Below are 14,242 nucleotides of genomic sequence, written 5' to 3' on the forward strand. Positions count from 1 at the left end.
GATAGTAGATGTCAGTGGGTGGCGTTCCGCTCCTGGCGAGTAGGTCGGGAGGGCGACAACTGGGGTGTGCGCAGATGATGGGTGGTCCGCGCCTGAAATTCGAGACCGATGCGCAGCAGGGTCCACTCGTCGGCGAATCGCCCGACCAGCTGTACCCCCAGTGGCAAGCCGGCCGTGTCGAAACCGGCGGGAAATGAGAGCGCCGGAAGAAGGGCGATATCTATCGGACAGGTGAACCAGACCGGACCGCCTCGGAACACATTCAGGGCTTCCCCATCCCCCAGGACGATCTCCTCGTCGACGAAACGCGGTGCGGGATAGGCCGTTGCCGGTAGCAGAAGTGCATCGGCGTCGCCAAGGGCAGTCGCGAACTCCGCCTGGATCCGCGCGGCGTGCTGATGGGCAAGAGCCTGGTCGGTTGCGCTCAGGTGCTGCCCGTAGCGGTAATGTCCCACGATTTCACGACCGACCCGGTGCAGGTCGAGATCTGGGTAGGAGACCGCGAACTCAGGCCAGGCGATGTCGCCCCAGGTGTGTAGGGCTCCGTCCATATTCGGCAGGTGGGACTCCACGAGTGTGGCACCAGCCGCCGCGAGCACATCAGCGACATGACCGAGGGCCCCACGTATGGCGGGATGGATCATGCGGGAGAAGTAGCCATCGTGAACCAGACCGATCCGCACGCCCCGCAGATTCTGCTGAACCGCCGGGATCGATTGGTGCTGGTTGGTCAGAACGGCGTAACCCAACGCGACGTCCTCCACCGTGGCGGCCATCGGACCAATGCAGCCGAGACTGGGGGAGAGGGGCATCGCCCCGGCCATCGGAATGCGCCCGTGAGTTGGCTTCAGCCCCACCGTCCCGCAGAACGAGGAGGGCACTCTGATCGAGCCGGCGGTATCGGTTCCTAGAGCAAATGGGACGCTCCTTGTGGCCACGGCGGCAGCTGAGCCTCCGCTTGATCCTCCAGTCAACCTGTCTGGCGCCCAAGGGTTTCGGGTCGGACCGCAGCTGGAGATGTGGTTGGTGCCGCTCGCCGCCAGTTCATGCATGTTGGTCTTTCCGACAATGATCGCGCCAGCTTCCCGAAGCCGCGTGACAACGAACGCGTCCGCAGTGGCGAGGTTTCCGCGGAACGCCTCGCAGCACCCGGTGGTGTCGTGACCGGCCACGTCGAACAAGTCCTTCACCAGTACGGGCACGCCGTGCAGCGGCCCAACCGCCTGGGCGGGAAGTGCGTGAGCCGCGGCGAGCGCCTCCTCGGGCCAGACGTCGCTCGCGGCGTTCGTGAGCGGTTGCCATGCCTCGATGGATCGGATCGCCGCAACAACAAGCTCGGCCGACGTGACGTGGCCCTCGCGGATGGCAGCGCTCATCTCGACGAGGGTGGTTGGCGGTGCCGCATGACCCGCCCGAACGACTGCCTCTGGTCTCTTCACGCACTCTCCCGCGTTCGAATTCGGAATCTCGGAAACTATGGGGCGGGACTTCATGCCTGCTGGGTTGTGGACAGCAGCCGCGAATACAGGGCCCGGTGCTCGTGAGCGGACGCCTGCCAGCTGAATCGCGCGGCGATCGGCCGACCCGCCTCGACAAGGGCGCGGCGTAGCTGGGCATTGGTCGCCACCGTGTGCAGGGCGTCGCACAATGCCGGGACGTCCCCGACCGGAGCCATGAGAGCGTCGCGGCCAGCGTGGAGGTACTCACGGAACACCGGTAGGTCGCTGGTGACCACTGGCAGGTCGGCGCTCATCGCCTCGAGGACTGCGAGGCCGAAGCCCTCCTTGACCGACGGGAAAGCCAATGCGTCGGCTGCGCGGTACCAGGCTGCCATCTCCGACTCCGGGACGGTCCCGAGCAGAACCACGTCCGACCCGAGAGCGAGCCCAAGATGCGCCAGTTGCCCCAACGCATCGGCACGGTATCGCTCATAGTCCTGGAAGGATTGACCGCCAATCACGGCCAGCACCGGTGTCGGTTGCATTCGCGTATGCAAGCGGGCCAGTGCCTCGAACAAGTAGGTGCTGCCCTTGCGGGGCTCAACCCCGCCAACGGCGAGGAAGAGGAATCGGCCGGCCGCGTTGACACGTGACCGGAGCTCTGCCCTGCGCTCCGGGGCGATCGGCGCGAAGCGCCCGACGTCGACGCCGTTGTGCACCACCTGGGCATCGACGCCGAACTCGCGCCAGAGCTGCTCACGCCAGACGTTGCTGACGACCAGCACTGCATCCGGCTCTAGCACGGCCTGACGCTGACAGTCGATCAGCGCGGGAGTGGTGAAGTCGTCGATGTGGTGAACGGTGCGCACGACACGTGGCCCGAAGCCGCTGTCGCGGACGCGGGCTGCCGCTCGCGCCGAAATGCAGTCTTGGGTGTGCATGAGCGCGAAGCGCTGCCCCAGGGACCGCAAACCACGTTCGAGCGCATCGACCGAGTCGAACACGCGCTGCTCCAGCGTGTCCGCATGGGGAGGGGCCGGAACGACGGTGTACGGAACGCGCGTGGGACGGAAGAAGCCGGAACCCGACTCGCCGAGGGTGACGATGTGAACGGGCACACCCGCGTCCATGAGCGCCTCCGCGAGGTACAGGGTGTGCACGACACCTCCGCGCGGCTTGGTGGAGTAGGTGACGAGGCCGATCTCTGCGGTGCTCATGGTTGCCTCGTGACGAGCGAGGCGTCGCGCCTTGCGATCGCGGCGGCCGAGTACGCAGCGCGGGCGGCAGTCTCCGGCACGATGCAGCCCGCGTCCTTGAGCATCGCGCACTGGCGGACGTAGCCCTGCGGGTCCTGGTGCGTGCCGAGCACATAGGCGACGACCGAGGCGCCATGTTGGACGGCCCGTGCGCACGCCGGCGCGAGCTGGCTCGCAGGATCCTGGTGCGCGCCGAATCCCAGGACGACATCCAGCAGGATCACTGCGACGGCCGGATCGCGCCCCTGTTCATCGACCATCTCCACGCGTGCCTGCAGGTCGATCATCGGATGGGGACGACCGACCGTGTATTCCTCTTCACCGAGATCGAGGCAGATGTGGCTGCCTTGGGGCGCAGGCACCCGAAGCGAATCATCCAGCGGGACGTTCGAATACACCGGGCCCAGAACATCGCCGAGGACAACCAACGACTCGTAACAGAGTGTCCCCCCGGAGAAGAGGCCTCGGACCAGGGTGCGTCCAGCCGCCAAACCTTCGCAGGCTCCCGCCACCTGCTCCTGTAGTGCACCAAGGAAGTCTGGGCGTTCCACGCCGAGCAGGTCCAAGACCTCCAAGGCGCCTGCCTCGAGGGTCCGAGCCACTCGCCGCCCGGTGATCGGGCCTGCGTCAGCCGCGCGGCCGACCAGCGCTGCGATGAGCGGGAAGTCGTCGGCTGTCGCAAGAACCGCCCGAGCAACTCGCTCGGCAGGCGGCTTCGACACGAGAAAGATCAGTTCGGTGCCTGGGTCGGCCCGAAGGGACTCGATCGCCGCCTTCGCCATCTGGCCGTCGACGGCCTCGGACAGGTCGCGGCCACCGAGCCCGATGACGCACGAGATGCCGACACCCCATCGGTCGAGCAGACTCATGGCCTCTTGCGCACCCGTTCCGGCCGCCGCCACGATGCCCACCGGGCCGGGATCGACCACATTGGCGAAGCCGAGCCCAGTGCCGCCGAGCATTGCCGTACCCGCCCCGGGGCCCATCAGGAGGTGACCGAGGCCCGCGGCGCGCTCCTTCAGGGCCACCTCATCGGAGACGGAGACGTTGTCGCTGAACAACAACACATCCAGGCCGGCAGTCAACGCCTCGTGGGCTTCAAGCGCCGCATACGCGCCGGGCACCGAGATGATGGCAACGTTGGTGTCGGGCCGTTCACGCGCCGCCCGGCCGATCGTGCGGTGGGCGCGCAGGTGTGCCGTGCCGTCCTTGCTGTGCCGGCTGGCGAACATGATGTCCGCCCCCGCCGACAGGGCGCCCTGCACCACGGCATCGTCGGCTCCCCGGACCGCGAGGAAGAGGTCATTTGCCGAGCCCATACCCGTGGTCGCGAACCCCTCCGACGTCAGTGTCTGCTGGTTGGCTGGCGTGGCCATTGCCGCTGCGGCCCACTCGACGCCAACGATGTCGGTCATGGCGCGAGTGGCCTTCAGCTGCATGACTGAATCGACATAGGTGTCGTAGAAGATCCGTACGTCGCTGGTCATGCTGTGACCTCTTGCGCCCGTAGGTGCCTCGACGGCCCCCTGACTCGCGCAGCCTCTAGCATACGATTCATGCATTCACTATAGTAGATGTCATGATGAAGCCAAACTCCTCCAGGGGAACCAAGGTCGCTGACGAGAACCAGCAGCTCCTCCAGGGCCAGGCCCGCGATGAGCCGGTAGCAGTGACGCGATGGAGAGCGGCCGAGCGTCGCCTGTACCCGTTGATCATGGTCGACGCCGACCTGTATAAGACGGCCGTCACGCTGGTACACGAGGCGGCGCAAGTGCTGAGCCGCGAATGCGGGACGGTTGCCGAGCTCACGCACGTGGACGCCGCAGGCGTCCTGGCCCAGTGCCCTTCCACAGCACTTGCGACCAGCTCCGGTTTCGATCCAGGCACCGCCCTGGACGCCGCCCGCGCCCATCGCTTCAGAGACCTGGCAGCACGTGAGCCGGACGCCGGACCCGAACCGCGTCAAGGCGGCCAGCCATGACTATCGCAAGGACCACCCGGGGCAGCAACCCTGCGCCCGCCGACACTGCGCCGGCCGAGACCCCCTCCCAGCCTCAGCCCGTCCCCACGCACGTTGCCGAGCTGATAGTCGAACTGCAGAGCGTGGGCCTGCGGGTAGAGGCCCAGCTCGAGACCCGTAAGGGAGGCGCCGGGCCGACCGATTCCGGAATGCTCTGGATCGAGGGCGTGGCCGTGACCGTTCCGACCGTGAGCGTGCAGGCCCTCGCCTCGCCATATGTCCTCAAGTGGGAAGACGCCGGATACGGGATCTACCGCGACGGGGTCCGGTTGGCAGCGGCCCAAGGCGCTCCGCGACCCAAGTTCTACGACCTGACCACGGCCGATGGCGTGCCGTACTGGCAGATCGGGCTCATGCATCTTGACTCGTTTGCCAGCACGGTTGTGCAGACCTGCTCCTACTGGGCGACACCGGACCAGTGCGCCTTCTGTGGCATCGAGCTGTCGTTGGATGCGGGCCGCACGATGGTGAAGAAATCGCCGGCGCAGCTCGCGGAGGTCGCTGTCGCGGCTCGCACGCTAGACGGCGCTGTCGACGCGACGCTGACGACCGGTAGCTCGAATGGCGTGGACCGCGGTGCCAGGTACGTCGCCAAGTGCGGAAACGCGGTCAAGGAGAGCTCAGGGCTACCGGTCGAGGTCCAGTTCGAGCCACCTCGCAATCTGGATGTCATCAACGAAGTCCATGGCCTGGGAATCGACTCGGTCGGCATCCATGTCGAGACCTTCGACCCGCAGGTGCTTGCGCGAGTGGCTCCGGGCAAGGCGCGCACCGGGATCGAAGGCTACTTCACCGCATGGGAACGAGCCGTGTCTCTCTTCGGCGAGGGGCAGGTGTCGACGTACGTGATCCTCGGCATGGGCGAGGACGTCGAGCTGACCGTTGCCGGCTGCAAGCGGGCCATCGACATGGGTGTGTACCCGTTCGTGGTGCCGCTACGTCCCGTGGCAGGCAGCCTCATGCAGGATGCGGTTCCCCCGTCAGCGGCGTATACCGAGAGCGTCTACCGACGGGTCGCGGCCTACATGGCCATGCGTGGGATGGACTCCAGCATGGTGTCGGCCGGCTGTGCGCGCTGCCAGGCTTGCTCGGCGCTCAGCAGCCTCCAAGCAGTCCTGCCCATGCCGACACATCGGGGATCGCCGTGAACGCCCGGCCTGTGTCGCCGGCATCCGCTGAACCCGCTACCGCGGCCCCCGGCTTGCCTGCCGAGGTTGTCTGCGCAGAGGCGCGCACCGATGAAGAACGCTTGATGCACCGTGGCATTCGGCATGCTGTTTTCGTTGAGGAGCAGGGGATGTTCGTCGGATCCGATCTCGATGCGCATGACCGACGTGAGGACCTTGTTCGGGTGTTGGCGTTCAAGCGCGGTCAGCCTGTGGGGACGGTCCGGCTGTATCCGCTCGACGAACACACTGGACTCTGGAAGGGGGACCGGCTGGCAGTTCTCCCAGCCGCTCGCACCTGCGGTGCGGGCGCGCCCCTGGTGCGGTACGCCGTCGCCTATGCCCGCTCACACGGGGGACAGCGGATGATCGCTCAGATTCAGCTGGCCAATGTGCGGTTCTTCGAGAGGCTCGGGTGGTCGGCCTACGAGGAAGCCGAAGACTATCTGGGGCTGCGTCACCAGCCGATGCAGATTGCGCTGCATGGTGACAAGGTCACGCCAGAGTGAGCCGGCTCGCCACTGTGACGTCTTCGAGCTTCCAGGCCCCGCTGCCGAGCGAGTGACCGCTTCAGACGTGATGCCCCACGACCCGGTTGGGACCTGTCCCGACGGGCCGGTCAGGACCTCATGACCCTCGAATGACGTCAACGAGGACGGCGGCCTGGCTGATCTCAAGTGCCTTCGTGGCCGTGACGAGAGTCAGAGGCCGTGACTGGGCCAGTGCCCGAAGCTGCGTCAAGGCTGCTGCACGCACGGGATCCTCGAGCTCGGAACGATAGCGACGCGAGAACTCGTCGTACAGCGCCGGCTCATGCCCGTACCACTTGCGTAACTCGGTCGAGGGGGCGACCTGTTTGCACCAGTGCTCGATGTGCGCGTTCTCCCTGCTCACACCGCGTGGCCAGACGCGGTCGACCAAGACGCGAGTGCCATCGGTCTGGGCTGGGGTGTCATAGACCCGCGCCGCCGTGACGGTCGGCTTCTTCTTCATTCGTCGTGCTCCTCCTCTTCGGGCGCCTGCCGCACTGGGTGGGACCAAGCAGTCCGTGTGGGCGGATGCGAAGGCTGGTGACGCACCGAGACCATCAAACTCTCGAATAGGACCTGGGGCCGATCGCTGGACGCGCGCCCGGTCTGCCGCATGCTGATCCCCGTCGGTGTGCCTCCATGATGATGGACGGAACATCATCTATCCTACTCGGGACAGGTCGCTACGGCCATGAGTCGACAAGAGGAGCGAGGGACGCCTTGGACGAGGTCATTGCGGGCATCGGGCCAAAGATTTATCTCTTGCGCCAGGGCGAGGGGCTCTCACTGCAGCAGCTGGCGGAGCGATCCGGCGTCTCCGCGGCGGCGATCCACAAGATGGAACGCAACGCCATGGTCCCGACGATCACCACCCTGATGAAGCTTGCTCGGGCGCTCGGCCGTTCGGTGGGCTACTTCATCGAGGAAGGCGCCGACGACACGGCGCCGGCTGTGCTTGTTCGGGCCAAAGATCGAGACGACCTGCTTCCCTCGCCCGACGGCGTGAACAGGCAGAATCTCGCCGGGCCGTTCGGCCGCTTCGCCCTCTCTGCGGCCATCGTCACGATCGCTCCGGGCCTGGACAGCGGAAAGGCCCCCCTCGCGCAGCCGGGGGAGGAGCTCGTGTACCTGCTCAGCGGTTCCATGGAGTTCGAGATCGACACCACCTACCAACTCCGCCAAGGAGACTCTCTGCATCTCCGTACGGATCATCCACACCGCTGGCGCAATCCCTCGGCGCGGCCCGCAAAGGCCGTGTGGATCTCGCTCCGGGTTCCGTCGCTGCACTGAGGCGGCATCCATCCGACGCGCCCTCGACGGTCTGGGGTGCTCCTCTAGGTCATGCGAACCAGCGGCGTATACTATAATGTATACTCTGATGCGGATAGTGTATCGACGGAGGTGTGGCAATGTTGAGCAGCCGTAGCGCCCATGCCTCGTGGCTCCCTGGGCCCCTGCGGTGCGACGTGGAGGTTGAGGGTTTCAGCCTGGCGGTCGATGAACCCGAATCGGTTGGCGGAACCGGGGCCGCCCCGGGGCCTACGGACCTACTCCTGGCGTCGGTTGCATCCTGCTTCACACTGGCGTTGGTACACAGCGCCAGCAGGCGCGGAGTTGCGCTGGGCCGCGCACGAGTGAACGTCGTGGGTGACTACGCGGGACTACGCTTCGACGCGCTCCACATCCGAGTCCATGTCACCGGCCCGACTCCCCAGGAGCTGGAGGACCTTGTCGATGCAGCCAAGCGGGTCTGTTACGTGACGAACACGCTGCGCGAGGCGGTGAACGTCAGCATCACGACGGGGTAGGAGGCGCCGGGTCTGTCATCGGATGGGTCGCCCGCCCTTGTCGCCAGCCCAACCGAGTCTCGGGGTAGCCGAGTCTCGCTGGCTCGGCGGCGCGGCGTGACGGTTTCATGCGTCCTCGGATCGGTTACGCGCGACGCAAGCGGGTCACTGTCTCGGTGGAGAGGTCGAAAGCTGTGACGCGTTCAGCGCCTCGACGGAGCGCGACCTGCCCGCCGGGGTCGATCTCGCCGATGACATCAGCCTTCAGCCCGCGCTGATGAAACGGCCGGAGGCAGTCATCCTCGCGACCCGACGGGACGCACAGCAGGAAGCCGAAACTGGGAAAGCAGCTCAGCCAGCGGTGCATCGGCACGCCCCGCGGCCGCGCAACCTTGTCAAGGTCGACGGTGACGCCGAACCGACCGTGCTCGAGCAGCATGGCGAGGGAACCAACGAAACCAGCCATGCTGACGTCCTTCGCCGCAACGCAGGCACCACTGTCGGCCACGTCGGCGAGGACTCGGACATCGCCGGCGACCTTTTCAGCCCGCACGTCGAAGGACCGGAAGAATGGAAAGTCCTCTCGCATGTCGCCCTCGACCGCGCAGGCGAACACGAGGCGCTGCCCAGACCGGATATTGGCGACGGACAGCGGATGTGAGGCGCAGCCGATGCCAAACGCGGACACCGATGGCGCGCCGTCACCTCGGGTGAGATGGCCGCCGAGCAGCGGGACGCCGTAGATCTCACAGGCGTATCGCATTCCCTGGAGAACCCGGTGAGCGACACTGTCGTCGGCGACGATCGTGTCGATGATGCCAAGAGGCGTGGCCCCCATCGCCGCCAGGTCATTCACGTTCGTCAGTACTGCCGCAACTCCAGCGCCGTATGGATCGCTCGCCACGAAGGGCGGCCAGAGCGCCTCGCCGCAGGCGATCACGTTCGTTCCAGCCAGGGGGATGGCGGCGCCGTCGTCGCCCGGTCCACTGAGCCAGTCGCTCGGCCCGAACACGTCGGACACCAGCCCGATCACGGACTTGCCCAGCAGGCCGGGATGCTCGCGCGCAATCAGGACCAGTTCTGCAAGCTCGGGACGTGTCCCCCTGATCTCGGGCGATGGTGCGATGGAAGCCGGCGACGGCGTTGACGACGGTGCTGCGCGCATCATGTACCACTGACCTCTCGCCTGATGTGTTTGTCGGATCATGCTCGTGACGTCTACTATAGGACACATGTCGCCGGACTTCCTGAGCCTTCCACTACGACCGGGCAAGCCCCGCGCGACCGGCCTGACCCACGTTCTCGACAAAGGGCTTCCCGTGTCCCAGACCCGTGCCCTCCTCGAGGCGGCTGGAGAATTCGTCGATATCTGGAAGTTCGGATGGGGCACCGCGTACCTGGACCGTGAGTTGGACGCCAAGCTCACGCTTCTGGCCAGGCACGGCGTGCAGGCTTGCCTTGGCGGCACTCTGCTGGAGATCGCTTGGAGTCAAGGCCGCGTCGAGGAATGCATGGCATGGGCGGCGGAAGTCGGCGTGCCCCTCGTGGAGGTCTCACGAGGAGTCATGCCGATGTCGCTCGCGGACAAGACTCGACTCATCGCTCGAGCTGCGCGATCCTTCACCGTCCTCACCGAAGTGGGCTTCAAGGATCCGGCGCGGCGCCTGGATCTCTGGCAATGGAAGGACGAAGTCAGGCATGACCTCGCCGCCGGTGCATGGCTCGTGATCACCGAAGGCCGCGAGAGCGGGACAGTCGGCACATATGACGCGAGCGGTGAGGTGATCGAAGAGATTGTCGATGCTGTGGTCGGGGTGGCCGGCCCGGAACGCCTCCTGTTCGAAGCGCCCCGCAGGGACCAGCAAGCCTGGTGCATCAGCCGGTTCGGATCCGACGTCAACGTCGGCAACATTGCCCTTGACGACGTCGTCAACCTCGAGGCTCTGCGGTTGGGCCTGCGCGCCGACACTGCCGTGATCCGGCCGGCGCCAGCGTCATGGTGAGGCCCCTCGCTCATAGGCGCCAGACGCGGTCGCCGGGAGAGGCTGCCGCAGAAGGTGGCCGACGCCTCCATCACTGGCGTAGGAGATGACATGAGCACCCGGATGGCTGACTCGGTGATCTACCGACACCTGTGGACCGCTCCTGACCTGGATCGGTTGTTCGAAGAGCGGGACAGGCTGCAGCGCTGGCTCGAAATACTCGTGGCGCTAGCGAATGCCCAGGCCTCTCTTGGGATCATCCCGACCGAGTCCGCCCTGACGATCACCGAGTGCGCCGACGCGGGGCGGCTCGACCTCGAACGGATCGCGGCTGCGACCCGGCAGACGGGCCACTCAACCATCGGGTTGATTCACGAGCTGCAGCGCATAGTCCCGGCGCCTGCGTCCGAGCATGTGTACTACGGCGCGACCGTCCAAGACGTCACCGACACCTGGTTTGGTCTGGTGCTTCGAGATGTCGGCACCCTCGTAGGTGACAGGCTCTGGGCGTTGGAGGGCTCCCTGCTCCAGATGGCGGCAGCTCATCGGGACACCATCATGGTCGGGCGCACACACGGACAGCCGGGCGCCGCAACCACCTTCGGTTTCAAAGTCGCGGGATGGGCCGACGAGCTGCGTCGCCACCAGGATCGACTGCGTGAGGGTCGGCGCCGATGGGCGGTCGGCCAACTGGCGGGCGCAGTCGGTGTGCTGGGGTTCTACGGCAGCGACGGACTCGAACTGCGCCGTCGTTTCTGCGCCGAACTGGGGTTGGACGACCCTGGCATCTCCTGGCTGACCAGCCGCGATCGAATCGCTGAATTTGCCCATGTGCTGGCCCTCGTGTGCGCCACACTCGCCCGGATCGGTGGCGAAGTCTACGAGCTGTCCCGCCCGGAGATCGCCGAGCTACGCGAAAGTGTCGTTCGCGGTGGCGTCAGCAGCATCACCATGCCGCACAAGCGAAACCCCGAGGGCAGCGAGCATCTCGACACGCTGTCGCGTCTGGTGCGCGCACACTCGGGTCTGTTGCTCGAGGCCATGGACCAGCAGCACGAGCGAGACGGGCGCGGTTGGAAGACCGAGTGGGTGTCGCTGCCCGAGGTGTGCGAGCTCACCGTTGCAGCCCTCGACAAAGCCCGCACTGTCATCGGGGGTCTTGAGGTCGATCCGGAGGCAATGGCACGCAACCTGTCAGCGGGCGGTGAGAACCTGCAGTCCGAGCAGATCCTCGCTGCCTTGTCCGCGCTGCGGGGAAAGCAGGCCGCGCAGGCCCTGTTGGCCGAGGTGGTGACCACTCGTTCGGCAGGCGCGCCTGGTCTGACGGCGGCCGTCGCCGCCCGAGCCGGCCTGGAGCCAGCGGAGGTCGCAGCCTGGGCCAGGCGACCCGCAACGGGTTCAGCGGGCGCGATGGTCGACCTGCTGCTTCATCGCGCGTACGCCGCGCGCTTCGAGAAGGAAGAACCGTGACTCTGTATGACCAGCCACGCCTGGAACTTGGGTCCTGGCCGACCCCGCTGGTCCGAGCCAGCCGACTGGAGGCGCGACTGGGGCTTGGCCCGCTGTTGATCAAGCGCGATGACCTCAGCGGGTTTGCGCTGGCAGGAAGCAAGGCCCGCCCGCTCGAGTACCTGCTAGGCGATGCGATGGCGCACGGTCACGACACCCTTGTCGTGGGGGGCGCCGCTGGATCGAACTTCTGTCAGGGCGCCGCGGTGGCCGCCCGAGCAGGAGGGCTTGGCTGTCACATCGTCCTGCCGGGGCACCCCCCACCGCCCACCGCCGCAAACCTTGCAATGGCCGTGGCCAGCGGCGCGCAGCTGTCCTTCAGCGGCGGACCACGTGAGCAGCTCGACGACCGGATCCGGGATCGAGCTGGCGAGTTGAATCACGACGGACGGTCCGCAGTGGCGATACCGCGCGGCGGCGCCAATGCGATCGGCAGCCTGGGCTTTGCCCGTGCGGCCCAGGAACTGGCCGAGCAGCTGGCCGCCGAAGGCCATGAACGGGCTCGCATCGTGATGGCCGTGGGCTCTGGCGCCAGCATCGCCGGCCTGTTCGTTGGTGCGAGCCAACTGGACGCACGATGGAGATTGACCGGGGTCTCGGTCAGCCGGCCGCGGGCGACGCTGATACCGCACGTGCGCACGCTCATCAGCGGCTGCGCTGGAGAGCTCGGCGTAGCCATGCCCAACCCAGCCACGCTGAAACTGAATCAGGGGCCGGGCGGTCTGCATGGGGATAGCCACTCCACTTCCAACGAACGGGCGGCCGCAGTACTAGCGTTGGAGACCGAAGGGCTCGTATTGGACTGCGACTACACGGCGGCCGCCTTCGTTGTTGCATTACGACAGCTCGCAATCGAGGGCCCGCCGGTCGTCTTCTGGCACACAGGCGGCTTGGCCGGCGCGATCAGCAGCTACGTGACCTCCGGCGCAGGGTTCGCCGCCTCGTGCACAGGCGACCGGACTTCCGGGATCACGTCGTGACCAGGCATCTACCCGATCCCGCGTCGGGCAGACGAGTGGGCGGACCGCAAACCTCGGCGGCGCCTGAACTCATCGCGTCCGGCTTCGCGCTCGAGAACGAGGACGCCCCCATCCTGCACCGCGGCTACAACCTGGCCGACATGGCCCACGTCCTGGACCTGGCCCAGCGTCGGATCATCCCCGAGCACGCCCAACGCGCACTCCTGAAGCTGCTGCTCGAGGCCCACGAAACCGATGCCGAGGACTTTCCGTACGACGCGGCATTCGGCGAACCGTACAACTCCCGAGAGCGGTTCTTCGTCGACCGGATCGGTGACACCGCCGGGTGGCTGCACGCGGGCCGACCTCGCCGCGAGGCCGCACGTATCGCGCTTCGCCTGCACCTGAGAACCCAGATCGCACACCTCGTTCGGGAAGCGTCCCGATTCGTCGAGGAGACCGCACGGCTGTCGCGACGGCATGTACACACGCTGATGGCTGACCAAACGTATTTGCAGAAGGCCCAGCCCTCCACGTTCGGCCACTACCTGTTGTCCTTCGCGCAGCCAGCACTGCGCGATGCGCATCGCCTGCTCGCCGAACTCGCCGAGATCAACGCCAGCCCAGGGGGTGCCGGCTGCGTCAACGGCACGCGACTGCAGCAGGACCGGACGGCGCTGGCACGCACGCTCGGGTTCGACACGGTCATCGGCCACACCCGCGACGCGATGTGGCGGGTCGACGACTTGATCGCGGTGCTCGCGATCGGCACCAGCATGGTCTCGAACCAGAGCAAACTTGCCGAGGACCTGGAGATCTACTCCAGCAGCGAGTTCAACTTTGTGGACCTGCACGACAGCTACAGCAGGTCGAGCGTGCTGATGCCACAGAAGCGCAACCCGTACGCGCTCTCCATCGTCCGGGGCGCCTCCGGGGTCCTGATCGGACGACTCACGGGATTCCTTGCCGTCACCAAGAGCCCCTCCGCGCGCAGCGACAACTTCATCTTTGCCTACGGCGAAGTACCCCGCGCTCTCGATCTGACCATCCGGGTGACGGCCCTCATGACCGGCGTGGTGCGCACCCTGCACGTCAACGCCGACAACCTGCGGGAGGAGCTCGTCAAGGGGTACACACAAGCGACCGACCTGGCCGAACACCTCACGCAGATTCGGCACGTCGACTACCGCACCGCCTACTTCGTCGTCGGCGATGTGGTGCGCGACGCGAGCAGAGTCGGCCTGCGCGGACTCGACCTCACGGCGGACATGCTCAACACGGCTGCGGAGGGCCGCACCGGGGCGAGCTGGGGGCTGATCGACTCCGACCTTCAGGCAGTGCTGGACCCGGCGCAGATCGTCGCCTCTCGCCAGGCCGTGGGCGGCGCAGCACCTGAGGCGGTCGAGCGGATGCTGGAGACCACCTTCGCCGATGCCACGGCACTTGCGGCGGACGCCGCCGCGCGACTGAGCGGCTTCGCCGCTGCCGAGCTTGACCTGCTGGCACGCGCCACGGCCGCCGTCAACGCAGGAGTCGATCCGGCACCCGCACATCCCGCACCCAAACGTGGAGGCTCGCTATGACCGCACGACCC

The 14,242-nt window shown here is 66.6% G+C and carries 14 protein-coding genes; 9 read left to right on the forward strand and 5 right to left on the reverse strand.

Going from position 1 to position 14,242, the window contains the following annotated elements:
• Window positions 1-11: 11 nt before the first annotated feature.
• The 3 genes from ACFQU3_RS05950 to ACFQU3_RS05960 all read right to left on the reverse strand — a co-directional run bounded on the left by ACFQU3_RS05950 (window position 12) and on the right by ACFQU3_RS05960 (window position 4,182).
• Entirely contained in the window at window positions 12-1,376 is a 1,365-nt protein-coding gene (locus ACFQU3_RS05950) for an amidase (RefSeq protein ID WP_385907721.1), read from the reverse strand.
• A 113-nt stretch (window positions 1,377-1,489) separates the two neighbouring features.
• Window positions 1,490-2,656: an MSMEG_0565 family glycosyltransferase gene (locus tag ACFQU3_RS05955; protein WP_385907723.1), complete on the reverse strand. Its 1,167-nt coding sequence runs from the start codon at window positions 2,654-2,656 to the stop codon at window positions 1,490-1,492.
• Window positions 2,653-4,182, reverse strand: coding sequence for an FdrA family protein (locus ACFQU3_RS05960; protein WP_385907725.1), 1,530 nt, complete (start codon window positions 4,180-4,182; stop codon window positions 2,653-2,655). The genes ACFQU3_RS05955 and ACFQU3_RS05960 overlap by 4 nt, the downstream gene beginning before the upstream one ends.
• Window positions 4,183-4,274: 92 nt before the next feature.
• Here ACFQU3_RS05960 and ACFQU3_RS05965 point away from each other — a divergent pair, with 92 nt between their 5' ends.
• From ACFQU3_RS05965 to ACFQU3_RS05975, 3 genes are read left to right on the forward strand one after another with little or no spacing between them, the layout of a single operon-like run.
• Window positions 4,275-4,676, forward strand: a complete 402-nt coding sequence (locus tag ACFQU3_RS05965) for a hypothetical protein (RefSeq protein ID WP_385907727.1) — start codon at window positions 4,275-4,277, stop codon at window positions 4,674-4,676.
• Window positions 4,673-5,863 carry an MSMEG_0568 family radical SAM protein gene (locus tag ACFQU3_RS05970; RefSeq protein ID WP_385907729.1) on the forward strand — a complete coding sequence of 397 codons (1,191 nt, stop codon included), beginning with the start codon at window positions 4,673-4,675 and terminating at the stop codon, window positions 5,861-5,863. Before ACFQU3_RS05965 ends, ACFQU3_RS05970 begins: the two co-directional genes overlap by 4 nt.
• Before the next feature lie 11 nt (window positions 5,864-5,874).
• Window positions 5,875-6,390 (forward strand): MSMEG_0567/Sll0786 family nitrogen starvation N-acetyltransferase, encoded by a 516-nt coding sequence (locus ACFQU3_RS05975; protein ID WP_385908277.1) that lies wholly within the window; start codon window positions 5,875-5,877, stop codon window positions 6,388-6,390.
• 118 nt (window positions 6,391-6,508) lie between these two features.
• On the opposite strand, the gene ACFQU3_RS05980 is transcribed toward ACFQU3_RS05975, so the two are convergent.
• The gene (locus ACFQU3_RS05980) at window positions 6,509-6,874 is read right to left on the reverse strand and encodes a DUF488 domain-containing protein (RefSeq protein ID WP_188031493.1); all 366 of its coding nucleotides are present in this window, start codon (window positions 6,872-6,874) and stop codon (window positions 6,509-6,511) included.
• A 257-nt stretch (window positions 6,875-7,131) separates the two neighbouring features.
• On the opposite strand from ACFQU3_RS05980, the gene ACFQU3_RS05985 reads away from it, so the two are divergent.
• Together ACFQU3_RS05985 and ACFQU3_RS05990 are read left to right on the forward strand one after the other, a co-directional pair.
• Window positions 7,132-7,701 carry a cupin domain-containing protein gene (locus ACFQU3_RS05985; protein ID WP_385907731.1) on the forward strand — a complete coding sequence of 190 codons (570 nt, stop codon included), beginning with the start codon at window positions 7,132-7,134 and terminating at the stop codon, window positions 7,699-7,701.
• Between the two features lie 119 nt (window positions 7,702-7,820).
• Window positions 7,821-8,219, forward strand: coding sequence for an OsmC family protein (locus ACFQU3_RS05990; RefSeq protein WP_385907733.1), 399 nt, complete (start codon window positions 7,821-7,823; stop codon window positions 8,217-8,219).
• A 124-nt stretch (window positions 8,220-8,343) separates the two neighbouring features.
• Here ACFQU3_RS05990 and ACFQU3_RS05995 read toward each other — a convergent pair whose 3' ends face one another.
• Window positions 8,344-9,366 carry an AIR synthase related protein gene (locus tag ACFQU3_RS05995; RefSeq protein ID WP_385907735.1) on the reverse strand — a complete coding sequence of 341 codons (1,023 nt, stop codon included), beginning with the start codon at window positions 9,364-9,366 and terminating at the stop codon, window positions 8,344-8,346.
• 64 nt (window positions 9,367-9,430) lie between these two features.
• Here ACFQU3_RS05995 and ACFQU3_RS06000 point away from each other — a divergent pair, with 64 nt between their 5' ends.
• The 4 genes from ACFQU3_RS06000 to ACFQU3_RS06015 all read left to right on the forward strand — a co-directional run bounded on the left by ACFQU3_RS06000 (window position 9,431) and on the right by ACFQU3_RS06015 (window position 14,231).
• A complete protein-coding gene (locus tag ACFQU3_RS06000) occupies window positions 9,431-10,201 on the forward strand; it encodes a phosphosulfolactate synthase (protein ID WP_385907737.1) in 771 nt (256 codons plus the stop codon).
• Between the two features lie 90 nt (window positions 10,202-10,291).
• Window positions 10,292-11,650: an adenylosuccinate lyase family protein gene (locus ACFQU3_RS06005; RefSeq protein ID WP_385907739.1), complete on the forward strand. Its 1,359-nt coding sequence runs from the start codon at window positions 10,292-10,294 to the stop codon at window positions 11,648-11,650.
• Window positions 11,647-12,669 (forward strand): 1-aminocyclopropane-1-carboxylate deaminase/D-cysteine desulfhydrase, encoded by a 1,023-nt coding sequence (locus tag ACFQU3_RS06010; protein WP_385907741.1) that lies wholly within the window; start codon window positions 11,647-11,649, stop codon window positions 12,667-12,669. The genes ACFQU3_RS06005 and ACFQU3_RS06010 overlap by 4 nt, the downstream gene beginning before the upstream one ends.
• Window positions 12,666-14,231 carry an argininosuccinate lyase gene (locus tag ACFQU3_RS06015; protein WP_385907743.1) on the forward strand — a complete coding sequence of 522 codons (1,566 nt, stop codon included), beginning with the start codon at window positions 12,666-12,668 and terminating at the stop codon, window positions 14,229-14,231. Before ACFQU3_RS06010 ends, ACFQU3_RS06015 begins: the two co-directional genes overlap by 4 nt.
• Window positions 14,232-14,242: the final 11 nt, after the last annotated feature.

This window comes from Terrabacter sp. GCM10028922, from assembly GCF_042666095.1.
Taxonomy (GTDB): Bacteria; Actinomycetota; Actinomycetes; order Actinomycetales; family Dermatophilaceae; genus Terrabacter.